Origin of the sequence: Paraburkholderia megapolitana, assembly GCF_007556815.1 — a bacterium.
Taxonomy (GTDB): Bacteria; Pseudomonadota; Gammaproteobacteria; order Burkholderiales; family Burkholderiaceae; genus Paraburkholderia; species Paraburkholderia megapolitana.
This window is the reverse complement of sequence record NZ_CP041745.1, coordinates 1123195-1147236: the sequence shown is the minus strand read 5'-3', so window position 1 is coordinate 1147236 and position 24042 is coordinate 1123195. Positions and strand designations below refer to the sequence as shown.

Annotated in this window: 24 protein-coding genes; 17 read left to right on the top strand and 7 right to left on the bottom strand. The window is 62.9% G+C overall.

Annotated features, from left to right (window positions below):
• Window positions 1-81: 81 nt before the first annotated feature.
• The 3 genes from FNZ07_RS18520 to FNZ07_RS18510 are packed head-to-tail and all read right to left on the bottom strand — an operon-like array spanning window position 82 to window position 3601.
• Complete coding sequence (locus FNZ07_RS18520) at window positions 82-1083, bottom strand: ABC transporter permease (protein ID WP_091010805.1); 1002 nt, start codon at window positions 1081-1083, stop codon at window positions 82-84.
• Window positions 1064-2551: a sugar ABC transporter ATP-binding protein gene (locus tag FNZ07_RS18515; protein WP_091010804.1), complete on the bottom strand. Its 1488-nt coding sequence runs from the start codon at window positions 2549-2551 to the stop codon at window positions 1064-1066. Before FNZ07_RS18515 ends, FNZ07_RS18520 begins: the two co-directional genes overlap by 20 nt.
• Window positions 2552-2584: 33 nt before the next feature.
• Window positions 2585-3601 carry a LacI family DNA-binding transcriptional regulator gene (locus tag FNZ07_RS18510; protein ID WP_245811446.1) on the bottom strand — a complete coding sequence of 339 codons (1017 nt, stop codon included), beginning with the start codon at window positions 3599-3601 and terminating at the stop codon, window positions 2585-2587.
• 331 nt (window positions 3602-3932) lie between these two features.
• Between FNZ07_RS18510 and FNZ07_RS18505 the strand changes: the two genes are divergently transcribed.
• Window positions 3933-4586, top strand: a complete 654-nt coding sequence (locus FNZ07_RS18505) for a protein-L-isoaspartate O-methyltransferase family protein (protein ID WP_091010802.1) — start codon at window positions 3933-3935, stop codon at window positions 4584-4586.
• 112 nt (window positions 4587-4698) lie between these two features.
• Complete coding sequence (locus FNZ07_RS18500; RefSeq protein WP_091010801.1) at window positions 4699-5022, top strand: rhodanese-like domain-containing protein; 324 nt, start codon at window positions 4699-4701, stop codon at window positions 5020-5022.
• A gap of 1 nt (window position 5023) precedes the next feature.
• Here the strand turns inward: FNZ07_RS18500 and FNZ07_RS18495 are convergent, their stop codons facing one another.
• Entirely contained in the window at window positions 5024-6361 is a 1338-nt protein-coding gene (locus FNZ07_RS18495) for an omega-aminotransferase AptA (protein WP_091010800.1), read from the bottom strand.
• 384 nt (window positions 6362-6745) lie between these two features.
• Between FNZ07_RS18495 and urtA the strand changes: the two genes are divergently transcribed.
• The 14 genes from urtA (at window position 6746) to ureG (ending at window position 20132) form a co-directional block, all read left to right on the top strand.
• Window positions 6746-8044, top strand: coding sequence for an urea ABC transporter substrate-binding protein (gene urtA, locus FNZ07_RS18490; RefSeq protein ID WP_091010799.1), 1299 nt, complete (start codon window positions 6746-6748; stop codon window positions 8042-8044).
• A gap of 77 nt (window positions 8045-8121) precedes the next feature.
• Window positions 8122-9747: an urea ABC transporter permease subunit UrtB gene (gene urtB / locus FNZ07_RS18485; protein WP_091010798.1), complete on the top strand. Its 1626-nt coding sequence runs from the start codon at window positions 8122-8124 to the stop codon at window positions 9745-9747.
• 1 nt (window position 9748) lies between these two features.
• Entirely contained in the window at window positions 9749-10945 is a 1197-nt protein-coding gene (gene urtC / locus FNZ07_RS18480) for an urea ABC transporter permease subunit UrtC (protein WP_091010797.1), read from the top strand.
• Between the two features lie 74 nt (window positions 10946-11019).
• Window positions 11020-11805 carry an urea ABC transporter ATP-binding protein UrtD gene (gene urtD / locus FNZ07_RS18475; protein WP_372342566.1) on the top strand — a complete coding sequence of 262 codons (786 nt, stop codon included), beginning with the start codon at window positions 11020-11022 and terminating at the stop codon, window positions 11803-11805.
• A gap of 434 nt (window positions 11806-12239) precedes the next feature.
• On the top strand, window positions 12240-12932 hold the full coding sequence (urtE, locus tag FNZ07_RS18470; RefSeq protein WP_091010795.1) for an urea ABC transporter ATP-binding subunit UrtE: 693 nt from the start codon (window positions 12240-12242) through the stop codon (window positions 12930-12932).
• A gap of 198 nt (window positions 12933-13130) precedes the next feature.
• Window positions 13131-14012 (top strand): urease accessory protein UreD, encoded by an 882-nt coding sequence (locus tag FNZ07_RS18465; RefSeq protein ID WP_091010794.1) that lies wholly within the window; start codon window positions 13131-13133, stop codon window positions 14010-14012.
• Between the two features lie 152 nt (window positions 14013-14164).
• The gene (locus FNZ07_RS18460; protein WP_091010793.1) at window positions 14165-14587 is read left to right on the top strand and encodes a hypothetical protein; all 423 of its coding nucleotides are present in this window, start codon (window positions 14165-14167) and stop codon (window positions 14585-14587) included.
• A 240-nt stretch (window positions 14588-14827) separates the two neighbouring features.
• Window positions 14828-15658, top strand: a complete 831-nt coding sequence (locus FNZ07_RS18455; RefSeq protein ID WP_091010792.1) for a transporter substrate-binding domain-containing protein — start codon at window positions 14828-14830, stop codon at window positions 15656-15658.
• Between the two features lie 74 nt (window positions 15659-15732).
• A complete protein-coding gene (gene ureA / locus FNZ07_RS18450) occupies window positions 15733-16035 on the top strand; it encodes an urease subunit gamma (RefSeq protein WP_091010791.1) in 303 nt (100 codons plus the stop codon).
• 11 nt (window positions 16036-16046) lie between these two features.
• The gene (locus tag FNZ07_RS18445; protein ID WP_091010790.1) at window positions 16047-16352 is read left to right on the top strand and encodes an urease subunit beta; all 306 of its coding nucleotides are present in this window, start codon (window positions 16047-16049) and stop codon (window positions 16350-16352) included.
• A 62-nt stretch (window positions 16353-16414) separates the two neighbouring features.
• Complete coding sequence (gene ureC, locus FNZ07_RS18440; RefSeq protein WP_091010789.1) at window positions 16415-18121, top strand: urease subunit alpha; 1707 nt, start codon at window positions 16415-16417, stop codon at window positions 18119-18121.
• Between the two features lies 1 nt (window position 18122).
• Window positions 18123-18782: an urease accessory protein UreE gene (gene ureE, locus FNZ07_RS18435; protein WP_091010788.1), complete on the top strand. Its 660-nt coding sequence runs from the start codon at window positions 18123-18125 to the stop codon at window positions 18780-18782.
• On the top strand, window positions 18769-19449 hold the full coding sequence (locus FNZ07_RS18430; RefSeq protein ID WP_091010786.1) for an urease accessory protein UreF: 681 nt from the start codon (window positions 18769-18771) through the stop codon (window positions 19447-19449). The genes ureE and FNZ07_RS18430 overlap by 14 nt, the downstream gene beginning before the upstream one ends.
• Before the next feature lie 20 nt (window positions 19450-19469).
• The gene (gene ureG, locus FNZ07_RS18425) at window positions 19470-20132 is read left to right on the top strand and encodes an urease accessory protein UreG (RefSeq protein WP_091010784.1); all 663 of its coding nucleotides are present in this window, start codon (window positions 19470-19472) and stop codon (window positions 20130-20132) included.
• A gap of 26 nt (window positions 20133-20158) precedes the next feature.
• Here the strand turns inward: ureG and FNZ07_RS18420 are convergent, their stop codons facing one another.
• Window positions 20159-21109 carry a LysR substrate-binding domain-containing protein gene (locus FNZ07_RS18420; RefSeq protein ID WP_091010782.1) on the bottom strand — a complete coding sequence of 317 codons (951 nt, stop codon included), beginning with the start codon at window positions 21107-21109 and terminating at the stop codon, window positions 20159-20161.
• A 73-nt stretch (window positions 21110-21182) separates the two neighbouring features.
• Here FNZ07_RS18420 and FNZ07_RS18415 point away from each other — a divergent pair, with 73 nt between their 5' ends.
• Window positions 21183-21692: a VOC family protein gene (locus FNZ07_RS18415; RefSeq protein WP_091010780.1), complete on the top strand. Its 510-nt coding sequence runs from the start codon at window positions 21183-21185 to the stop codon at window positions 21690-21692.
• Window positions 21693-21745: 53 nt separating this feature from the next.
• On the opposite strand, the gene waaA is transcribed toward FNZ07_RS18415, so the two are convergent.
• Window positions 21746-23047, bottom strand: a complete 1302-nt coding sequence (waaA, locus tag FNZ07_RS18410) for a lipid IV(A) 3-deoxy-D-manno-octulosonic acid transferase (protein ID WP_091010779.1) — start codon at window positions 23045-23047, stop codon at window positions 21746-21748.
• Window positions 23048-23120: 73 nt separating this feature from the next.
• Window positions 23121-24005, bottom strand: a complete 885-nt coding sequence (locus FNZ07_RS18405) for a Kdo hydroxylase family protein (protein WP_091010777.1) — start codon at window positions 24003-24005, stop codon at window positions 23121-23123.
• Window positions 24006-24042: the final 37 nt, after the last annotated feature.

The window sequence follows — 24042 nt, the reverse complement described above, 5'->3', positions numbered from 1 at the left end:
CTGTTGCGTTATCGTTGTTCTGTCTACTCGCTGGCCTACCCGTCACCGGCATGACACCAGACGGACGAATCTACTCATGTGCTAGCGCCGCCCGCGCTGCAGGAACGCGACGACGATGATCACCGCGCCCTGCACCGCCGCATTCAGATACACACTGATGATGCTGGTCAGGTTGAGAATGTTCGCGATCACCGACAACAGCACCGCACCGATCACAGTCCCGACCACGCGCCCTTCACCGCCCTTCAGCGCTGTTCCGCCGACCACCACCGCTGCAATCGCTTCGAGTTCCCACAACAGGCCGGTGGTGGGCGTTGCGGAACCGAGTCGCGGCACGTACAGCACGGTGGCCACGCCGACGCAGATACCGAGCAACACGTAGGTAACGATCTTCACCGCATCGACGTTGATCGCCGCATAGCGCGCCACCTGTTCGTTCGAACCGATCGCCTGCACATGCCGGCCAAAAGCGGTGCGGTTCAGGATCAGCGCGCCGCCGGCCGCAACGATGAGAAAGACCCAGATCGGTACCGGCACCCCGAACAGGCTCGCGTAATACACAGGGCCGTACAGATCGGACAATGAGTTATCGAGTGTCAATGCACCGCCATCAGCGAGCCACGTCAGCACCGCGCGAAAAATGCCGAGCGTACCGAGCGTGACGATGAACGGTTCGATCCGCCCTTTCGTGATCAGCAAGCCATGCGCGCAGCCGAACAACGCACCGAGCACCAGTGCACACACGATGCCGATCAGAACGATCGCGAGCGGCGCGAGCGCATGACCGGCCAGAGCGTTCATCAGCCAGATCATGCTGCCCGCGATCAGCGCCGCCATCGATCCCACCGACAGATCGATGCCGCCCGAGATGATCACGAACGTCATGCCGACCGCGATGATGCCGATGAACGACGTGCGCGTAAGCACGTTCATCATGTTGTCGAGCGTCGCGAAGTCGCGATTGAGCAGCGTGCCCGCGACGCACAGCAGGATGAGGCCCGCTAACGGCCCGAGGCCGTGCAAACGCCGCGCGAGCCGCCATGCGCGGCCGGACGGTGCGGCTTCAGTGGGTGCCGGTCGCATGAGCGATCAATTCCTCTTCGGTGAGATGGTCGAGACCGAGCGTCGTCTGCAGCGTGCCCGCGCGCATCACCGCGACGCGATGGCAGAGCCCGATCAGTTCGATCAGTTCGGACGAGATGACGATCACCGCACGCCCCTGCGACGCGAGCCGGTGAATCAGAAAATAGATGTCGCGCTTCGCACCGACGTCGACGCCGCGCGTCGGTTCGTCGAGTACGATCACGTTCGGATTGGGTTGCAGGAACTTGGCAAGCGCGAGCTTTTGCTGGTTGCCACCGGACAGCATGCGTGCGCGGCTACCGGGGTCGCCGGTACGAATGCCGAATTCATCGAGCGCATCCAGCAACGTCTTGCGCGCCGCTTTCAGGTCGATCAGCGGATGCGCGTAACGCTCGAGTGTCATCAGCGTGAGATTGTCCTGCAGGTTCAGGTTCACATGCAGCCCCTTGCCCTTGCGGTCCTCGCTCAGGTACGTGAGGCCGCGGCGCATCGCATCGCGCGGATTCTTCAGGTCCGCCGCGCGCCCTGCCAGCTCGATACGGCCTGCGCTGCGCCGGCGCAGTCCGATCAGCGCTTCGAACGCTTCGGTGCGGCCCGCACCCACGAGGCCCGCAAAGCCGAGCACTTCGCCGGCGCGCACCTCGAAGCTGAGGTTATCCACCCAGCCCGGCACGCTCAGGCCATCCACTTTCAGCGCAAGCGGCGCATCGGCGGGGACGGCGAGCTTGTCGGGAAACATGTCCGACACCTCGCGCCCGACCATCAGGTTCGCCATCTGCTGACGCGCAAGCCCCGCCGTTTCGCTGCGCGCGACGAAGCGGCCGTCGCGCATCACGATGACTTCGTCGGTGATGCGCTCGACCTCGTCGAGTTTGTGCGAGATGTACACGAGCGTCACGCCGTCGGCCTTCAGCTTCGTCATCAGCGCGAAGAGCCGGCCCGTTTCGGCAGGCGTCAGCGTCGCGGTCGGTTCATCCATGATCAGGAGACGCGCGCGCCGCGACAGCGCTTTAGCAATTTCGACCAGTTGCTTTTCTGCGACGATCAGGTCGCGCACTTTCGTATCGGGGTCGCGCGCGAGACCGACCTGCGCGAGGAACTGTTCGGCACCGGCACGCATCGCCGCATCGTCGACGAACCAGCCGCGCCGCTTCTCGTGACCGAGGTAGATGTTCTGCGCGATGCTCAGGTGCTCGGCGAGGTTGAATTCCTGGTGGATCAGCACAATCCCCGCGGCTTCCGCAGCGCGCGATCCGTCGAACTGCTGTGCATGGCCGTCGATAAACAATGCCCCCGCGCTCGCCGTTTCATAACCGGCGAGGATCTTCATCAGCGTCGACTTGCCCGCGCCGTTCTCGCCGAGCAAGCCATAGATCCGACCCGGCGCGAGATCGAAACTCACGCCGTGCAATACCCGCACCGGACCGAAGTCCTTGCGGATGTCGTCGAAGCGTACGGCGACGCTCATCGCTCGTGGCTCATCTTTCAGGCCTCATCTGTTTCACGCGCTCTTGCGCACGACGAGCCGGTGCGGCAGCAGCACGCCCGGCACGCTTGCGTGCGGATTCGCGAGCCGCTGCAACAGGAGACGCGCGGCGGTTTCGCCGAGTTCGCGCATCGGTTGGGCAATCGTCGTGAGCGGTGGGTCGACCTGCGCGGCCAGCGAGATATCGTCGAAGCCGACCACCGCGATGTCGTCGGGCACGCGCCAGCCTGCTTCGCGCAACCCGGCGATCACGCCGATCGCGAGCGTGTCCGACACCGCGAACACCGCGTCCGGCGGATCGGCCAGTTGCATCAGCGCGGTCGCCGCCGCGCCGCCCGCCGCGTAGTCGAGATTCGTAACGGTCATGCGCCAGCGCGGGTCGGGCGCAATGCCCGCCGCGCACAGCGCACCGAGGTAGCCGAGCTCTCGGTGCTGCGCGTAGAGATAGCTGTCGGCGGAATTGATCAGCCCGATACGCCGATGGCCGCGCGCGAGCAGGTGTCGTACCGCGTCGCCCGCAGCGGTGTAGTTATCGATACCGACGTACGGCACACCAACCGACGTATCGAATTCGCAGCACGCGACCCACGGCAGCGTGTCCGAGTCTTCCGCGAGCGCCTGATGAATCGCGGCCGGATCGAGACAGATCGCGCCGTCCGCGCGATGTTGCCGCAGCAGGTCGAAGTAACTGCGCTCACGCCCGAGGTCCGCACCGGTGTCGCACAACAGCATGAAGTAACCATGCTCATGCGCCACACTGTCGATGCCGCGCAAGATCTCCGCATAGAACGGATTGCCGATGTCGGGCACCATCGTGAGCAGCAGATGGCTTTCGGCGGTACGCAGGTTGCGCGCGAGTTCATTGACGCGATAGCCGCTCGCCTTGATCGCGGCGAGAACGCGATCACGCGTTGCCGGGCGCACGTTGTCGTGGCCGTTGAGCACGCGCGATACCGTCGCGACCGACACACCCGCCTGCTCCGCAACGCCGGCAATGGAATGGCGGCCGAATTCGGGTGCAGCGGTGGACAGATCCGCTTTTCCGGAGCGTAAGGCCTCGACCGAAGAGATTGAACGCGAGGAGCGCGATAGACGCGACGAAGTCGCCACTGCGGTACTCCAAAATGTAATCGATTACATTTTTGCCTGGCCGGCGCGTGCTCCGCAAGTACCATCGCCTAGGTATAAACACCGAGGCCGTGTGTCGGCAACCCGACAAGGCGTCCGCCCGGTTTGGTACAATCCTGCCGTTGCGCGCCACTGTCCACCGGCTTTCCCGGCTCCATCCAGCCAGACCGCCGCGCCCGCCACACGCCGCCCCTCCAGATCGGGCCGCATTCAACCTAAAACCGCCGAACCCACCATGAATATCGAGCAAGCGCGTTTCAACATGATCGAACAGCAGATCCGCCCCTGGGAAGTGCTCGACCAGGACGTGTTGAACCTGCTGTCGATCGTCAAGCGCGAGAACTTCGTTCCCGCCATTCATCGCGATCTCGCCTTTGTCGACTTCGAAGTGCCGCTGCCGGCCGGTCAGCACATGCTGGCGCCGCGCGTCGAAGCGCGCGTGCTGCAGGAACTGGCGGTGAAGAAGCACGAAAGCGTGCTGGAAATCGGCGCGGGTTCGGGCTACATGGCCGCACTGCTCGCGCACCGCGCGCAGCATGTGCTGACCATCGACATCGAACCGGAACTCGCCGGGCTCGCGAAGCAGAACCTCGCCGCGAACGGTGTGCTCAACGCCGAAGTCGCCACCGGCGACGGCGCACTGGGCTGGGCCTCGGCGGCACCGTACGACGTGATCTGCGTGTCGGGCGGCCTGCCGGTGCTGCCACAAGAGATTCTCGAACAACTGAAGGTGGGCGGCCGTCTGGCCGCGTTCGTCGGCACGGCGCCGGTGATGAAGGCACAGATCATCACGCGTATCGACGAGAAGCAGTACCGCGTTGCCGACGTGTTCGAAACCTATGTCGAGCCGCTGACCAACGCGGTGCAGCCGCCGCGCTTCAAGTTCTAAAGCCAAATCTGGCTTGGCCGGCCGCGTTCCGTCTGTTCGACACTGCGCGGCCGGCACACTTCACTTCTTTGCTTTACTACCTGCCCGTTCATTCCCCGCTCCGGATCAATCGATGCAAAACCTGACCGCCCCCGCCCTCGCCGAATGGCTCGCCGACAAGTCGCGTGCCGCGCCTGTCCTGCTGGACGTGCGCGAGCCGTGGGAAGTCACGACAGCGCACATTGCCGGCAGCGTGTCGATTCCGATGCGCGAGATTCCCGCGCGCAGCGAAGAACTCGAAGACGATGCGCAGATCGTCTGCGTGTGCCATCACGGCGCACGCAGCGCGCAAGTCGCGATGTTCCTCGAATCGCGCGGCTATCAGCACGTGTTCAATCTGCAGGGCGGCATCGACGCGTGGTCGCGTCAGGTCGACGCTTCGGTTCCTACGTACTAACTCACTCCGTCTCGCGCAATACCTCCGCAACCGTGCGGAAGATTTCGTCGATCTGCCCTTCCTCGATGATGAGCGGCGGCGAGAACGCAAGGATGTCGCCGGTATAGCGCGTCAGCACACCCTTCTGATAGCAGCGCAGGAACACTTCAGCCGCCCGTGCGCCGGGCGCGCCATCGCGCGGTGCGAGTTCCACGCCACCCACCAGCCCAAGGTTGCGCACGTCGATCACATGACGTTCGCCGCGCAGCCGATGAATAGCCTGCTCAAAGACCGGCGCCATGCGTGCCGCGCGTTCGAATAACCCCTCGCGTTCGTAGAGATCGATCGTGGCGCAGGCCGCGGCGGCTGCAATTGGGTGCCCCGAATACGTATAGCCGTGAAACAACTCGATGCCCGCGGGCGCCCCATCGACAATCGAATCGTGAATCCGTGCGCTCGCGGCAACGGCGCCCAGCGGAGCCGCGGCATTGTTGGTGCCCTTGGCCATCGTCAGCAGATCGGGCGTGACGCCGAAATACTGTGCGGCAAACGGCGTACCGAGCCGCCCCCAACCCGTGATCACCTCGTCGAAGATCAGCAGGATGCCGTGCTTCGTACAGATCTCGCGTAGCCGTTGCAGGTAGCCCTGCGGCGGAATCAGCACGCCGGTCGAGCCGGCCACCGGCTCGACGATCACCGCAGCGATCGTCGACGCGTCGTGCAGCGTGACGATGCGCTCAAGCTCATCCGCCAGATGCGCGCCCCACGCAGGCTGGCCTTTCGAGAACGCCGCCTCCTTGATATTCAGTGTGTGCGGCAAATGATCGACCGCAGGCAGCAGACCACCGGAAAACGTCTTCCGGTTCGGCGCAATCCCGCCGACCGAAATCCCGCCGAAACCCACCCCGTGATACCCGCGCTCGCGTCCGATAAAGCGCGTACGCTGCCCTTCGCCACGCGAACGATGATAGGCGAGCGCAATTTTCAGCGCGGTATCGACGGCCTCCGACCCGGAGTTCACGAAGAAGATGTGCTTCAGGTCGCCGGGCGTGTGCTTCGCGATCTTCGTCGCGGCTTCGAATGCCTTCGGGTGGCCCATCTGGAAGGTCGGTGCGAAGTCCATCTCCGCAGCCTGTGCCTGCACGGCGGCAACGATCTCGTCGCGGCAGTGCCCCGCGTTGACGCACCACAGCCCCGCCGTGCCATCGAGAATCTGCCGTCCGTCGTGCGACGTGTAGTACATCCCCTTCGCGCTCACGAGCAGGCGCGGCGCGCTCTTGAACTGTCGGTTGGCGGTGAACGGCATCCAGAATGCGGACAGATCGGGGGTGCTGGCGGAAGGCGTGGAACACTCGGTCATGTTTCATTCTCCTTGAAGTGGCGAAGGTCGAGAGTCGGTCTTCCAGTGTAGGCAGACGCACGCGCGTGCACAACGGGGCGGCGGCGATGCACCGCAGCCATTCATCGCGATCGATACACGCTTCGTTGCGGTGCGCACCGCGCCGCAACGAAGCGGCGCAATCTCCGCTGCACCAGTTTCGCGCCCAGCGCGCATCGAACCGCGCCGTGCACAGCCGCGTCGCCGCACGACTCGCACGTCTGAACCCCATCCACTCACGCTGGCATATGCCTTGCAGTAACGGTCCGGCAAGCCATGCGGCGCCACACATTTCACGCATGCCGCCGCCGTCGCGGTCGTCGCTGACGTCCATAACACTCAACCATCCATGGCAAGGGGAAATACATGAAACGTCGTAGTCTGCTGAAGCTCGGCTCCATGAGCGGCGCACTTGCGCTCGCGGGTCAAAGCCCGTTCGCGCGTGCGCAGTCGGGCACCGGCCCGATCAAGGTCGGCATCCTGCACTCCCTGTCGGGCACGATGGCGATCTCGGAGACGTCGCTGAAAGACACGGCGTTGATGACCATCGCCGAGATCAACGCAAGCGGCGGCGTGCTCGGACGCCAGATCGAACCGGTTGTCGTCGACCCCGCGTCGAACTGGCCGCTGTTCGCCGAGAAGGCGCGTCAGTTGATCACCCAGGACAAGTGCGCGGTCGTGTTCGGCTGCTGGACTTCGGTGTCGCGCAAGTCGGTGTTGCCGGTGTTCGAGGAACTGAACGGCCTGCTGTTCTACCCGGTGCAGTACGAAGGCGAAGAGATGTCGCGCAACGTGTTCTATACCGGCGCGGCGCCGAACCAGCAGGCGATTCCCGCCACCGAATATCTGATGAGCGCCGAAGGCGGCGGTGCGAAGCGCTTCTTCCTGCTCGGCACCGACTATGTGTATCCGCGCACGACGAACAAGATCCTGCGTGCGTTCCTGAAGTCGAAAGGCGTGCAGGACGCGGACATCCAGGAGGTCTACACGCCGTTCGGCCACAGCGACTATCAGACCATCGTCGCGAACATCAAGACGTTCTCGCAAGGCGGCAAGACGGCCGTGATCTCGACGGTGAACGGCGATTCGAATGTGCCGTTCTACAAGGAACTCGGCAACCAGGGTTTGAAGGCGACCGATGTGCCGGTCGTCGCGTTCTCGGTTGGCGAAGAAGAACTGCGCGGTATCGACACGAAGCCGCTGGTCGGCAACCTCGCAGCATGGAACTACTTCATGTCGCTGCGCAATCCCACCAACGAGAAGTTCAAGAAGCAATGGGCCGACTGGGTCAAGTCGCAGAATCTGCCGGGCGGTACGAAGCGCGTCACCAACGATCCGATGGAAGCGACTTGGGTCGGCATTCATATGTGGAAGCAGGCCGTCGAAAAAGCGAAGAGCACCGATGTCGACAAGGTGCGCGTCGCGATGATCGGACAGAAGGTCGCAGCACCGTCGGGCTTCACACTCGAGATGGACGGTAACCACCATCTGCACAAGCCGGTGATGATTGGTGAAGTGCGCGCCGATGGGCAGTTCAACGTCGTGTGGCGCACCAAGACGACGATCCGTGCGCAACCGTGGAGTCCGTATATCGCGGGCAATGCGGGCAAGCCGGATGTCGTCAGTTCGATCCCCGCGTTCTTGCGGCGCTCGCGTGTTGCGTAAATGAGGCGACGGTACGGCATCGGCTTTCAAAGCGATGCCGTACCGACTGCAGTGCAGTTTTATTTCTGAAGGCCACTATGGCGTTTCCTTTTTCAGGGCTGCTGCGCCGATCCGTCGGTACCGTCCTAATAGCGGTTCTCGCCAGCGCGCCGCTCGCCGCATTCGCGCTAACGCCAGCCGATGTCGCACCGCTCGCCGCCGACGACTTCGACGCGAAGTCCGCCGCGATCGACAAGCTGATCGCCACTCACGACGCAGCGTCGCTTGCACTGCTGAAAGCGCTGTCCGAAGACACCGCGCTCGCCACCGACGGCGGCGAAGTGCTGATCCTCGACGGCGACACCGCACACGATGCCGCGACCGGCAAGACCGTCGCCGCCGGCGATGCGCAGCCTGTCACGCTGAATAACCTGCTGCGCTCAAAGGTAACGGGCGCACTGTCGGGTCTGCAACTCGATTCGCCCGACCTCGAAACGCGCCGCGCCGCAATCGGTGCGCTGCTGAAAAACCCCGACCCCGCGATGAAGCCGCTGATCGACGCGGCCCGCGCGAAGGAAACCGATCCGACGCTGAAGAAGCGTCTCGACACGCTGTGGGCGATGACCGCCCTGCACAATCCCGATGTCGCGACACGGCTCGAAGCGGTCAAGCTCGTCGCCGCACGCCACGATCTCGACATGTACGAACTGCTGCGACCGCTCGTGGCGAAGAAGCCTGACGGCAGTTTTGCGGAGAGCGATGCGGGTATTCGTGCAGTTGCTCAGCAAGGCATCGATGCACTCGATTCGATCCAGCGCCGCAGCGAGATCGCCGGTACGTTGTTCGCGGGGCTGTCGCTCGGCAGTGTGTTGCTACTCGCGGCGCTCGGCCTTGCGATCACGTATGGCCTGATCGGCGTGATCAATATGGCGCACGGCGAATTCCTGATGATCGGCGCCTATGCGACCTATGCGGTGCAGAACTTCATCCAGCACCATGCGCCGGGTGCGTTCGACTGGTATCCGCTGTTCGCGGTGCCTGCTTCGTTCGTTGCCGCTGCGGTTGTCGGCATCGTGCTGGAACGGCTCGTGTTGAAACATCTGTACGGCCGTCCGCTCGAAACGTTGCTCACGACCTTCGGCGTGAGCCTGATCCTGATCCAGGCGACGCGCATGATCTTCGGCGCGCAGAACGTGCAGGTCGTCAACCCGTCGTGGATGAGCGGCGGCGTCACCGTGCTGCCGAATCTGATCCTGCCGTACAACCGCCTCGCCATTCTTGCTTTCTCGATGATCGTCGTCGGCATTGCGTGGGCTGTGCTGACAAAGACACGGCTTGGCTTGTTCGTGCGCGCGGTTACGCAGAACCGGCGCATGGCCGCCTGCGTCGGCGTGAAAACTGCGCGTGTCGACTCGTATGCGTTTGCGTTCGGCGCGGGCATCGCCGGGCTCGGCGGCTGCGCGCTGTCGCAGATCGGCAATGTCGGCCCCGACCTCGGCCAGAGCTACATCATCGATTCGTTCATGGCGGTCGTGCTGGGCGGTGTCGGACAACTGGCCGGTACTGTGCTCGGCGGGTTCGGGCTCGGGCTCGTCAGCAAGGCAATCGAACCGTTCTGGGGCGCCGTGCTCGCGAAGATCGCGGTGCTCGTGCTGATCGTGCTGTTTATCCAGAAGCGTCCTCAAGGCATGTTCGCCCTGAAGGGCCGCAGCGCGGAGGCTTGAGATGACTGCTGTCTCTACCTCGGCTTCTGCCTCCTCATCCTCTGCTGCGCTACCGGCGGCCACCGCCGCTGCTCGTGCGGTACAGAGCGGCTTCGCGCTCGGCCTGCCGCCGCGTCCCGCGCTGCTGTCGCGTCGCGCGTGGCTTGCATTAATCGCGCTGATTATCGTCATCGGGTTCGGCGTGCCATTCGCCGCGCTCGTACTGCCTGAATCGAGTGCGTTCCATCTGTCGGCGTATGCGATGACGCTTGCCGGCAAGTTCATGTGCTATGCGATTGCGGCGCTCGCGCTCGATCTCGTGTGGGGTTATTGCGGCATTCTGAGTCTTGGTCACGCGCTGTTTTTTGCGCTCGGCGGTTATGCAATTGGTATGTATCTGATGCGTGCGATCGGGCATGAAGGCAAATACGGCAGCGACCTGCCGGACTTCATGGTGTTCCTCGACTGGCATGCGCTGCCGTGGTACTGGCAAGGCACCGAACATCTCTGGTATGCGCTGCTGCTGGTGGTCGTGGTGCCTGCCGTGGTCGCGTGGGTGTTCGGCTTCTTTACGTTCCGTTCTCGTGTGAAGGGTGTGTATCTGTCGATCATCACGCAGGCGCTTACGTTCGCTGCGATGCTGCTTTTTTATCGTAACGAAACGGGCTTTGGTGGCAACAACGGCTTCACCGACTTCAAGCGCATCGGCGGTTTTCCGATCACTCATCCGGGCACGCGCACGGCGCTGCTGCTGATCACCTTTGCCGTACTCGTGCTCGCGTTTCTTGGCGCGCGCGCGGTCGTTACGTCGAAGCTCGGGCGTGTCGTCACCGCGGTGCGCGACGGCGAAACGCGCCTGATGTTTCTCGGCTATAGCCCGCTCGCCTACAAGCTGTTTGTGTGGACGGCGTCGGCAGTGCTGTGTGGCATCGCTGGTGCGCTGTATGTGCCGCAGGTCGGCATCATCAATCCTGGCGAGATGTCGCCGGGCAACTCGATCGAAATGGCGATCTGGGTTGCGGTGGGCGGGCGCGGTACGTTGATCGGGCCGATCATCGGTGCGTTTGCCGTGAACGGTGCGAAAAGCTTTTTTACGGCAAATTTTCCTGAGTACTGGTTGTTCTTTCTGGGTCTGATCTTCGTGCTAGTGCCGCTCCTTCTGCCGAACGGCATCATGGGATTGATCGAACTCGCGACGCGCAGGAGGACCCGCTCATGATTCAGGACCCGTTGGTGGTGGGTCTCGCGTTGCCGGAAGAACCCGCCGAGCGGTCGTTGAGTGGCGTGGCCGGCATGGGTCACGCGGTCGTGCCCGGTGAGATCGATGTGTCGCACGGCACGATTCTGTATCTCGAGGATGTGACCGTCAGTTTCGATGGTTTTCGTGCGCTTAATGCGCTGTCGCTGTCGATCGATGTCGGGGAATTGCGTTGCATCATTGGGCCTAACGGCGCGGGCAAAACCACGATGATGGATGTGATTACCGGGAAGACTTCGCCCGATTCGGGCAAGGTCTTTCTTGGGCAGACGATCGATCTGACGCGGATGAACGAGCCTTCTATCGCTCGTGCCGGGATTGGGCGGAAGTTTCAGAAGCCGACTGTGTTCGAGCAGCATCCGGTTTGGGAGAATCTCGAGCTGGCTATGAAGACGGATAAGGGGTGGTGGGCTTCTCTGCGGGCGCGGCTTGATCGTTCTGCGCAGGCGCTTATTGAGGAGACGCTTGCTGTGATTCGGTTGGAGAGTGAGGCACTTCGGTTGGCCGGTGAGTTGTCGCATGGGCAGAAGCAGCGGCTTGAAATTGGCATGTTGCTTATGCAGCGGCCCGCTTTGTTGTTGCTTGATGAGCCTGCGGCTGGGATGACTGACGATGAGACTATGGAGCTGGCTGCGTTGTTGAATCGTTTGCGTGGGTCCTGTTCCATGATGGTTGTTGAGCATGATATGGAGTTTGTTGCTGCTCTGGCTGGTGATACTGGGCGGGTTACTGTTATGGCTGAGGGGCGGGTTCTTGCTGATGGGACGCTTGATAGTGTTAAGAGGGATGAATCTGTGATTGAGTCGTATCTGGGGAGGTGATCGCTTTTTCCTTGGCCGGCGGCTCTTCGTTAGCGTCTCTCTTTTGCCTATGCAGGCGGCTGCGATTTTGCGCCTCGCGGCGCAGGCGTTGCCCCTGTGCGGGGCGGCACCTTCTTTCTTTGCCGCGGCAAAGAAAGAAGGCAAAGAAAGCCGCTCGAAACGTTACTTAGTCCTTTCCGTGTGTAGCTCTCGTGGCCCGCGCCTAAGTGTGGCCATCGCTCCGAAACGGTAGTGGTCCGAGACGAGATCATCCCTCGCACTTTTAACGACAGTGACAAGGCAGTCATTCATCCCACTCCACACTGTGTGTGTCGTGGTTGGGTAGTTCAGTAGCTTTGAAGCGCAGCCCTTGCTGGTTTGTCGTTGCTGGTTTGTCGTCGTCGCTCCGTTGTTGCTCCGCTCGTGTCTGGTTTTCGCTTGTGTAAAGGACTGTCATGCTTGAAGTCGAAGGTCTGAATCAATACTACGGTGGGAGCCATATCCTCCGCGATGTGAAGCTCTCCGTTCCCGATGGCAAGCTGACTGTGTTGCTCGGGCGCAATGGCGTCGGTAAGACCACGCTGCTGCGCTGTCTCATGGGTGTCGTCAACGCCCGCAGCGGGTCGATCGCCTGGCGCGGTGCGCCGCTCGCCAAGTTGCCGCCACATGCCCGCGTGTCGCAGGGTCTTGCCTATGTGCCGCAGGGACGCGACATCTTTCCGCGGCTTACCGTTGAAGAGAATCTGCTCGTCGGGGCCGCTAGTCGTAAAGCACCCTCGAAAATTCCCGAGCGTATCTATGAGCTCTTCCCCGTGCTCAAAGACATGCGCTCGCGACGCGGCGGCGATCTGTCCGGCGGGCAGCAGCAGCAACTCGCCATCGGGCGCGCTCTGATGAGCGAGCCGCAATTGCTCATTCTCGATGAACCCACCGAAGGTATTCAGCCGTCCATCATCCAGGATATCGGGCGCACCCTGCGACAACTCGTCGAGGAAATGGGACTCACCGTCCTCCTCGTCGAGCAGTACTACGACTTCGCTAAAGCTATCGCCGATCAATACTGGGTGATGAGTCGCGGAGAGATCGTCGCAGGTGGCGAAGGGAAGAATATGGACGCCGACGGTGTGCGCGAACTCATCGCGGTCTGAGTCTCGTCGCGATGCGGAGGCTCCGCTGATCTTGTATCGCTGATCTTGCATCGCCGAGGTTGAGTCGCTGAAGTTGGGTCGCTGGTATTAGTCGCCGCACGCGTTCGGACACGACACACTCCTTTCCTCGCCAGCCGTCGCCAGTCCACACGCGTGCTATTCTCGGCGCATCGTTGCGCCCCTCTCCCCTCGATCCGCATGTCGCTGCACGAACCTCACGCCACGCTGCACCCCGCGCACTCCGTCCCGCACGCCGAATGGCACGCGCGGCTGGAGCTCGGTTTCACGTTGCAGCAGGCACGCACGGCGCTTACGCATCGGTTGCATCGCGGTCCGTTGCGCGTGCAACGGCCGCTCTATCCCGAAGGCGATGCGGTTTGTCATGCGGTGATCGTTCATCCGCCAGGCGGTGTCGCCGGCGGCGATCGGCTCGACATCGATATCGCGCTTGCCGCCGGTACCCACGCCGTGCTCGCGACGCCCGGTGCAACCAAGTGGTACAAATCGAACGGGCGCGTCGCGCAGCAGCACATCGATATCCGCGTCGGCGCCGGCGCGAAACTGGACTGGCTGCCACAGAACAACATCGTGTTCGAACACGCTCACGCAGAACTCGGCTTCACACTCACGCTCGCCGAGAACGCCACCGCCATCGGTTGGGATGCGATGCAACTCGGTAGACAGGCTGCGGGGGAGCACTGGTCCGCCGGCACGTTGCGCAGCGATGCGCGCATTGTCGGCCCACATGGCGAGACGCTGTGGCTCGAACGCGCACGCGTCACCGCCGCAGATACGCTGCGCACCGCGCCTCAGGGCCTGGATGGTTTTCCCGCCTACGGCACGCTGTGGGCAATCGGTCCCGCCTGCGACGATACGCTCGCCGAATCGATCACGGCCACACTGCCCTTCGACGATACGATTCGCGCCGCCGCGACCTGCGTATGTCCGAACGTGCTGCTGGTGCGCGCGGCCGCGCGATCGATGGAGCCGCTTCAGCAAACGCTCACACAATGCTGGCTGCGTTTGCGGCCGGTCGTGCATGGTGTCGAGGCCGTACCGCTGAGACTGTGGTCGACGTGAATGATCAGCCACACTGCGATCACACGAGGTGACTGGCAATAGCGGCGATAAAAGCAGGCGCACCCTCGAGGTTCGGACCTTTGCGTACCTATCCTTGAAGTTCACACCTGGGTAACGGTCGGCTTCAACTTCACTGCTCAACGGAGTCCGGCGTGACGATCCGCGAGAATGTTCTCTTGACTGCGGTTATTCTCGCGCTGCTCCTCGCTATGTATGGCGTGATGTGGGTGAGCCTGATGCTCGGCTCTCTCCTATACGGTGCCGCGGCGCTCTTCGTGATTGCTGCACTCTGGGTAGGCGCGATCCTCACGCGCAATCACATGAAGAGACAGCGCATCGTGCGACACGGGACTCCCGGACGCGTGCGGGTTATCCGTGTCGAGGACGGCAGCCTCGCGGTTGCCAACGACTGGCCGTACTGCGTGCTGACAGTCGAAGTGCTGGAGGGTGGCCCGCGACGAACGATAACCATCAGCGAGACCTACCATTTCATGGAGGTACCGGAGATCGGCGACGAACTGGACGTACTGTTCGATACCCGATCGCCCGACCTCGCAATTATTCATCCGGACTAGCGGGTTTCCCAGGTCGGAAAGGCAGCGCTTCGCTCTCGTTGGGTCGAGAATCTCAAACGCACCATCAGAGTGCAATTCACCTCACGATCACGCATCGAAACGGTGCGCGTCGCCAACTGAGCCCCGCCTGACAACGCTGAGCCACAACGCCTTTCGCTTGGCATACGCCTTGCTCAATACAGCCCCACGCATCTGCCGCATCCGACGGCAGGCGATCCGCTCGCTGGAGACCTCCCGTCGATGAACCCGAATCAACCGCCGTCCCACCGCCGTATACCCAACACACGCCGCGCCTCGCTAGCTTCACTCCTGCTCGCTCCGCTCTTCGCGTTCACCACGTTCACCGCACCCGCCGCCCACGCCGATGCGCTCGACTCGATCGCGAAAGCCGGTGTACTGAAAGTCGCCGTGCCCGAAGACTATCCGCCGTTCGGCGCAGTCGGCCCCGATCTCAAGCCACAGGGCTACGACATCGACACGGCCGCGCTACTCGCGAAATCGCTGAACGTGAAACTCGAACTCGTGCCGGTGAACAGCGCGAACCGCATTCCGTATCTGCAGACCAACAAGGTCGATCTCGTCATCTCGTCGCTCGGTAAGACACCCGAGCGCGAGAAGGTCATCGATTTTTCGACCGCCTATGCGCCGTACTACCAGGGCGTGTTCGGCCCCGCCGACGTGAAAGTCGCCAGCCCCGCCGATCTGACCGGCAAGACCGTCGGCGCAACCCGTGGTGCACTCGAAGAAATCGCTCTCACGCAAATGGCGCCGAACGCCACGATCAAGCGCTTCGAGGACAACAACGCGACCATCGCCGCGTTCCTGTCCGGTCAGGTTCAACTGATCGCCGCAGGCAACATCGTCGCCGCCGCGATCCTCGCGAAGAATCCACCGCGTCGCCCCGAGCCCAAGTTCGTGATCAAGAATTCGCCGTGCTTCGTGGGTCTGAACAAGAACGAGCCGCGTCTGCGGCAGAAAGTCGATGCAGCGATCGCGCAGGCCAAGCAGGACGGCACGCTGAACACGATGTCGAAGAAGTGGTTCGGCGCCGCGTTGCCCGCCGACCTGTAAGCGTCCCGTTAAGCCAGCTTGCTATCTTCAGCACACCCTCCATTCCCCGCGCAGATTGCGACTGACCCGACCCGATGAAGCTAACCCCTCGCGAAAAAGACAAACTGCTGATCTTCACCGCCGCCCTGCTCGCCGAGCGGCGCCGCGCGCGCGGTCTGAAGCTCAATTACCCGGAAGCCATCGCGTTCATTTCGGCGGCGCTGATGGAAGCCGCGCGCGACGGCAAAACGGTCGCCGAGGTGATGTACTACGGCACCACGCTGCTCACTCGCGACGACGTCATGGAGGGCATCCCCGAGATGATCCCCGACATCCAGGTCGAAGCCACGTTCCCCGACGGCACGAAGCTCGTCACCGTCCATCATCCGATTCCGTAAAGGAGCGCCTCATGATTCCCGGTGAACTGCTCATCGACGATGGCGAACACGAACTGAACGTTGGGCGCGCAACCATCAGCGTCACGGTGTCGAACACCGGCGACCGGCCCGTGCAGGTCGGCTCGCACTATCACTTCTACGAGGTCAACCCGGCGCTCGCATTCGACCGCGAGGCCGCACGCGGCTTCCGGCTGAATATCGCCGCTGGTACCGCCGTGCGCTTCGAGCCAGGACAAGCGCGCACCGTCGAACTCGTTGCGCTCGCCGGCGAGCGCGTCGTCTACGGTTTCAACGGCAAGGTAATGGGCAAGCTGTGAGGCGGTAACGCCCCGCTCGCTCCACGCCGTCGAATCTTCATGCTTTCCTCCGGACCCACACCATGACATTACGCATCGGCCGCCGCGCATACGCGGAAATGTTCGGCCCCACAACGGGCGACCGCGTCCGCCTCGCCGACACCGAGCTACTGATCGAAATCGAACGCGACTATACGATCTACGGCGAGGAAGTGAAATTCGGCGGCGGCAAGGTCATTCGCGACGGTATGGGTCAGTCGCAACGCGTCGCCGCCGACGTCGTCGATACCGTCATCACGAATGCGGTGATACTCGATCACTGGGGCATCGTGAAGGCCGACATCGGTATCAAGGGTGGCCGGGTGGTCGGGATCGGCAAGGCGGGTAACCCGGACATCCAGCCCGGCGTGACGATTGCGATCGGTGCGGCCACCGAAGTGATTGCCGGCGAAGGGAAGATCGTCACCGCGGGCGGCATCGATACGCACATCCACTTCATCAGCCCACAGCAGATCGACGAGGCGCTCGCGAGCGGCGTGACGACGATGATCGGCGGCGGCACCGGGCCGGCTACCGGCACCAACGCGACCACCTGCACGCCTGGACCCTGGCATCTCGAACGTATGCTGCAGGCCGCCGACGGTTATCCGATGAATCTCGGCTTTCTCGGCAAGGGCAACGTGAGTCTGCCCGAACCCGCCGAAGAACAGATCGCCGCCGGTGCGATCGGCCTGAAACTGCACGAGGACTGGGGCACGACGCCGGCCGCGATCGACAACTGCCTGTCGGTTGCGGAAGCCACCGATACGCAAGTCGCCATCCACACCGACACGCTCAACGAAGCGGGCTTCGTCGAAGCAACCGTTGCCGCGTTCAAGGGTCGCACGATCCACACGTATCACACGGAGGGCGCGGGCGGCGGCCATGCGCCGGACATCATCAAGGTGTGCGGCGAGCCGAACGTGCTGCCGTCGTCGACGAATCCGACGCGCCCGTACACCGTCAACACGCTCGACGAACATCTCGACATGCTGATGGTCTGCCATCACCTCGATCCATCGATTGCCGAGGACATCGCGTTTGCCGAATCGCGCATCCGCCGCGAGACGATCGCCGCCGAAGACATCCTGCACGATCTCGGCGCGCTATCTATGCTTTCTTCGGATTCGCAGGCGATGGGTCGTGTCGGCGAGGTAATCATCCGCACGTGGCAGACCGCGCACAAGATGAAGGTGCAACGCGGCGCGCTGCCCGAAGACACTTCACGAAACGACAACTTCCGCGCAAAACGCTACGTCGCGAAGTACACGATCAATCCGGCGATCACGCACGGCATCGCACACGAAGTCGGTTCCATCGAACCGGGCAAGTGGGCCGATCTGGTGTTCTGGGAACCGGCGTTCTTCGGCATCAAGCCGGCGTTGATCCTCAAAGGCGGGATGATCGCGCTCGCGCAGATGGGCGACCCGAACGCATCGATTCCAACGCCGCAGCCGGTGCACTACCGCGAGATGTTCGCGACGCGCGGCGGTGCGCTCGCGCGTACGTCGCTGACTTTCGTGTCGCAGATGGCCGCCGCTGCGGACATCGCAGGCCGCTACGGGCTCAGCAAGCGGATCGTGCCGGTGCGCAACTGTCGCTCGGTGACAAAGGCGCATATGATCCACAATGCGTGGCAGCCGTCGATCAGCGTCGATCCGGAAACCTACCAGGTCATCGCGGACGGCCAGTTGCTGACTTGCGAGCCTGCTACCGTGCTGCCGATGGCACAACGTTATTTCCTCTTCTGATATGAGAACGCTCGATAAACGCATCGATCCGCACGTCAAGCTCGCCGCTGTGCTCGTGCAGCGCGCGCCGACGCTAACACTCGCCTACGACGAACGCTGCAAGAGCCGGCTGGCCGCGACGCTGGATAACGGCGACGAGGCGGCGGTGCTGCTGCCGCGTGGCACGATTTTGCGCGATGGCGATGTGCTGGTTGCTCAGGACGGCGGGCTCGTGCGTGTCATCGCTGCGCCGCAGGCGGTGCTGCGCGTCACCGCATCTGACCGCCTCACGCTGACGCGCGCCGCCTATCACCTCGGCAATCGTCATACGCCGGTCGAAGTCGCCATCGATGCACTGACGCTCGAAGCCGATCCGGTACTCGAAGACATGCTGTTACGGCTCGGCGCGCAGGTCGAACATGCGACGCTGCCGTTTCAACCGGAAGCCGGCGCCTACGGCGGCGGTCATCGGCATGGTCACGACGAGAGCTTCGCTGAAGACTACGCACTTGCACAGCAGGTGTACGGCGAGCATCACGGGCATGCACATGATCATGGTCACGATCATTCGGACGATCACGCCGCCGCGGACGACCACGATCACGACCATTGCCACGATCATGCGCACGGCGACGGTCCCGGGCATAGCCACAGCCACCACTCGCACCATGCGCATCGCTGAACTCACTGCGCTGCTGCATCTCGCGTCGCCCGCACTGCCGATCGGCGCGTTCAGTTATTCGCAGGGACTCGAAGCAGCGATCGAAGCACAACACGTAGTCGATGCCGACACTGCGCGCGACTGGATCGCGAGCGGGCTACGCGACGTGCTCGCGCGCGGTGAATTGCCGTTCCTCGCGCATCAGATGGAACGCTGGCGCACGCATGACGAAGCCGGACTCGCTGTCGCCAATAGCGACTTCCTTGCGAGCCGCGAATCGGCGGAGCTGCGTCGCGAGACCGAGCAGATGGGCTGGTCGTTGCGGCAGCTCTGCACATCGCTCGAATGGGGCGACGCTGCACGACGCGCGACGCTCGATCGGCTAATACCGATCGCACAGCCCACCGCGTTTGCATACGCAGCATTCACGCAAAACGCCGCCCCCGATGCGACGCTCGCCGCTTATGCGTTCAGTTGGGTCGAGAATCAGGCCGCCGCCGCGCTGAAGGCCGTGCCGCTCGGCCAGGTCGCCGGGCAGCGAATCATCGTCGCACTGCGCGAGGCGATCGACGACGCCGTCGCACGCGCACTCGCCACCACTCCCGACGACATCAATACGTTCGCGCCGCAGCTCGGTATCCTCTCGGCGCGCCACGAGTCGCAGTATTCGCGGCTCTTCCGTTCTTAAGCATTGCAGGTTCATCGAATATGAATACGCCTCACGCAGTTCACACGTCTCACGCCGCCCGTCGCACGAAGAAACTACCTCCGCTGCGCGTAGGCGTCGGCGGCCCGGTCGGCTCCGGAAAAACGACGCTGCTGGAAATGCTGTGCAAAGCCATGCGCGAGCGCTACGACCTCGTCGCGATCACCAACGACATCTACACAAAAGAAGACCAGCGCCTGCTGACGGTAGCCGGTGCACTGCCCGCCGAGCGGATCATGGGCGTCGAAACGGGCGGCTGTCCGCACACGGCGATCCGCGAAGACGCGTCGATCAATCTCGAAGCCGTCGACCGTATGCTCACGCGTTTCCCCGATGCAGACATCGTGTTTATCGAATCGGGCGGCGACAATCTTGCGGCGACGTTTAGTCCGGAACTGTCCGATCTGACGATCTACGTGATCGACGTCGCGGGCGGCGAGAAGATTCCGCGCAAGGGCGGCCCGGGCATCACCAAGTCGGACCTGCTCGTGATCAACAAGACCGATCTCGCACCGATGGTCGGCGCGAATCTCGACATCATGGCGTCGGATGCGAAGAAGATGCGCGGCGAGCGGCCGTTCGTGATGAGCAATCTGAAGTCGCTCGACGGGCTCGCTCAGGTGGTTGCGTTTATCGAGAAGAAGGGGTTGCTCAGTTCGCAATGAGTGCGTGCCATGACAAAACCTCCGACTTACCCGGCCTGCAGTAAGGTCTCGCGAAGTTCGGCCTTGATCCATTCCCGGAATGCCTGCAGCGCAGACCAATCTTCAAGGTTAGCCGGATAGACCATGCTGTGCGGCAAAGCAAGTTCGTGGGTAATCGAAACAGACGATATCTTCACCAGCCGACCCGCATCGAGTGCATCGCTGACATAGAGCACTCGGGCGATCGCGAGCCCCAGGCCCTGTTCGGCGGCCTGCAACATCAGCCCGATGTCGTTGAATGCCATGACCGGCTCCGGCTGCGCAATCAGTCCCGCGGCCGAAAACCAGCACCGCCATAACTCACGATCACCGAGCAAGGCAGCTTGCGTGAGCGCATCCGCGGGCTGTTGCGCCAGACGAGCGGCTGTCTCAGGCGAGGCTACGACTACCAGCCTCGTGGGTTCGTCATACAACGGCTCGCCGGTCAAACCGGGCCACGGCCCGGCAGCGTTGCGGATACCCGCATGAAAGCCTTCCCGCGCGATATCGACTGCGCGCTGGCTGGCATCGATATCAAGCGTAATGCGCGGATACCGGCTACGCCAACGCTCGATGCGCGGCAAAAACCAGCGATTGGCGAAAGTGGGCGACATCGCGATCCGCAAATGCGTCTCGGCTGCGGACGATGCTTTGGTCGCGTCCGCGATCCCCTCGTGAATGATGTCCAGCGCGGGCACGACCTTTTTCAGCAGTGCCTCGCCCGCCGGGTTCAACACCAGGCGGCGCGCATGTCTATCGAACAACTGAAACCCAAGCCGGGCCTCCAGCGCAGCGATCTGCTGGCTCAAGGCACTGTGCGTCAGGTGCAGCCTTTCGGCCGCGGCTCGCACGTTTTGTAGCTCGGCCACGGCAACGAAAGCTGGCAGGAGATTGAGGGGCATCCGCGTCATGGCTGGTAAGTATACGTGACCACCAGGGCGTGAATCGATTGATTTCATCGCTTGCGACTACCGGTTACGCTCGACGCATAGATAACAGTTCAACATTCAGTTGCACTCATGGAGCAGAGGTATGCCGGAAATCATGACTAGCGAAACCCGTTCGGATCAGCGACCGCAAACCCCATGCGGCATCAATCACATCGTGCTGGCGGTCAGGGATATCGAAGCGTCCCATCGCTTTTATGCCGACCTGCTCGGCTTTGTGCACGTAGGATCATCCAGCCGGCCGGACCCCGGTGGCCTACCTCCAACCCGGTTTTACAGCGGCAGGCGCGACCAGAAATTGCACCACCACGATCTCGCACTGGAACAGCAGGCAGAGGACTGGGACCGCCATGGCGGCAGTACCCTCGATCATTTCGCTATCGAATACCCGACACTGGACGCCTGGACCAAGCAGATTGAATTTCTGACAGCGAACGACATCGCACTTTCACGCAGGATTAAACGCGGCGTGACGTATAGCGTGCATCTTCGGGACCCTGATTCGAATATCGTGGAACTTGTATTCGAGTTGCCGCGTTCGGCTTGGGAAAACGATATTGAAGGCGCGCTGAATCGCGAGCCTGTCGCACTGTAGCGCACGTTGGCCTGCATCGATCGGGCTCGCACCGAGCACCGATCGAGCCGGGTTCATTCCGGCAGCAACGTAGTCAGCACATCCACCGTACGCGCAGTTGCACCGCGATGCCGCGCCGCGAACGCCGATGCCGCCGCACCCATCGCCGTACGGCGCGGCCGGTCGCGGAATAGATCGCGCAGCACGCGTGCGAGATCGGCGGGGTCCTGCACCTGCACGGCTGCACCGACTGCCACTGCATCCGCGGTAGCTTGCGTGAAGTTGAACACGTGCGGCCCAATCAGTACCGGCACACCCACCGCGCACGCTTCGATCAGATTCTGCCCGCCAAGCGGCAGCAGGCTTCCGCCGATAAACGCAAGATCCGACGCCGCATAGTAAGCAGCCAGCTCGCCCATCGAGTCACCGAGCAGCACCGTCACATCGGCCGGCAGCAGGTGGTCCGGCGTACGTCCGGCCACCACCGCGCTGTCCGGCGCCCACTCCGAGCGCCGCTCGCAGCGCAGTCCCTTCTTCGCGACCAGCGCCGCCACTTCGTCGAAGCGCTGCGGATGACGTGGCACGAGAATCAACAACGCGTCTTCCACCGCGAGCGCGGCAAACGCCTGCAGCACGAGTTCTTCCTCACCTTCACGCGTGCTGGCCGCGACCCATACCGGCCGCGTGCCGATCGCCGCACGCCACGCACGGCCGCGCACCGCGAGTTCCGGCGGCGCCGCCATATCGAACTTCAGGTTGCCGAGCACCGCGACGTTGCGCGCACCGAGCGCAGTGAGCCGCTCAGCATCCGACGGGCTCTGCGCAAGCACACGAGAAAAACCGCCGAACACCTCGCGCGTCGCACGGCCAAACTTCGCCGCGCGCCGATACGAACGGGCAGACATGCGCGCATTGGTCAGCACGAGCGGCACGTCGGCACGCCGGCACTCATCGATCAGCGCGGGCCACACCTCGGTCTCCATCACAAGACCGAGTGAGGGACGCCACGCGCGCAGGAAGCGCCGGATCGCACCCGGCATGTCGTACGGCAGAAAGCTACGCAGCACGCGGTCGCCGAAAATCTGTTCGCCAGTGGCGCGACCGCTTGGCGTCATGTGCGTGAGAAGGATGCGTGCGTCTGGGCGCGCTTGCAGCAACGCATCGATCAGCGGTTGCGCAGCACGCGTCTCGCCCACCGACACCGCATGCACCCAGATCAACGGCGCGTCGTCTTCCGGCAGGCGTCCTGGTGCATAGCCAAAGCGCTCGCCGATATGCTCGCGATAGCCGCGCTCGCGACGCGAGCGAATCAGCAGGCGCAGCACCGCAAGCGGCGCAACGATCCACCACAGCGCGTTATAGATCGGCCTCAGCATGTGCGCTCCGCGGGGAGGCATGCATACAGAAGACAGAAGACAGAAGAAGCGCGGCTCGCGCGAGCGGCGGCGCTCAAACGAGAGCCCTACCCTGCAGACGTTCGAGTATGCCAAGCGGTGCGCACTCGGGCTGCGCCATCGCCTTGACCGGCAGGAAGAAAGTTTGTTCGAGCATGAACTGACCGGACATCACCGCATGCGAAGTCTGATCCGAGAAGCAGACCCACACGCAACCGGGCGGAAACGGCATGGTCTCTTGCGGCGAGACCTTCTGATAATCGAGGTCGGCCTTCATGCCGTCGTGAAGATTCAGCATCAGATGATCGTATTCGCTACGACGCGATTTGGTAACGTGCAGCAGCTTCAGCAGCCATGCGGAGCCCGGCATCTGCGGCTTGATACGCGGCAGGAAACGCTGCGCCATATCCTCGAACGGCTCGCCGACACGCCACACACGCGGCGCGCCCTGCGGGTTCACGTTGGTGAAGACGCGCAAGATGCGCTCGCCGTAATTCGGCCGTGAAGGAAATGCATCGACGTGCAAACGGCTATCGTCCTTGCGCCACGACGTCTGCCGCGTTTCGACCTGATGCAAGCGCAAACTGGTCGGCGCAACGCGCAACTTGCCGTCGTATTCAGGGAATAGCCCATCGACGAGCGTGCGCGCATTGATCTGGTAACGCGCGATCAACGCACGCACCGCCGATTGCGTCACCGCGTCGCCCAGCACGCCATGCAGCGCGCCGCCGTTCGGCTCGAGGCTGATGTTCTTGCGCTTCGGATCGGCGAGCGCGGGATCGAGCAACGCCTGCTCGCCGCCTTCGATCGCGAAGGACAGATTCGGAAAGTACAGCACCTTGCCGCGTTCGACGCCGGCCAGCAGCGTCTCGCGCGGCACGGACAGGTTGTGTCCATGCCAGTCGCCGGTTGCCACTTCGATGATCTGGGATTCGTTCATGGTCGCCCTTGAAAACGGGTGCAGCGGTTGCGTGCGG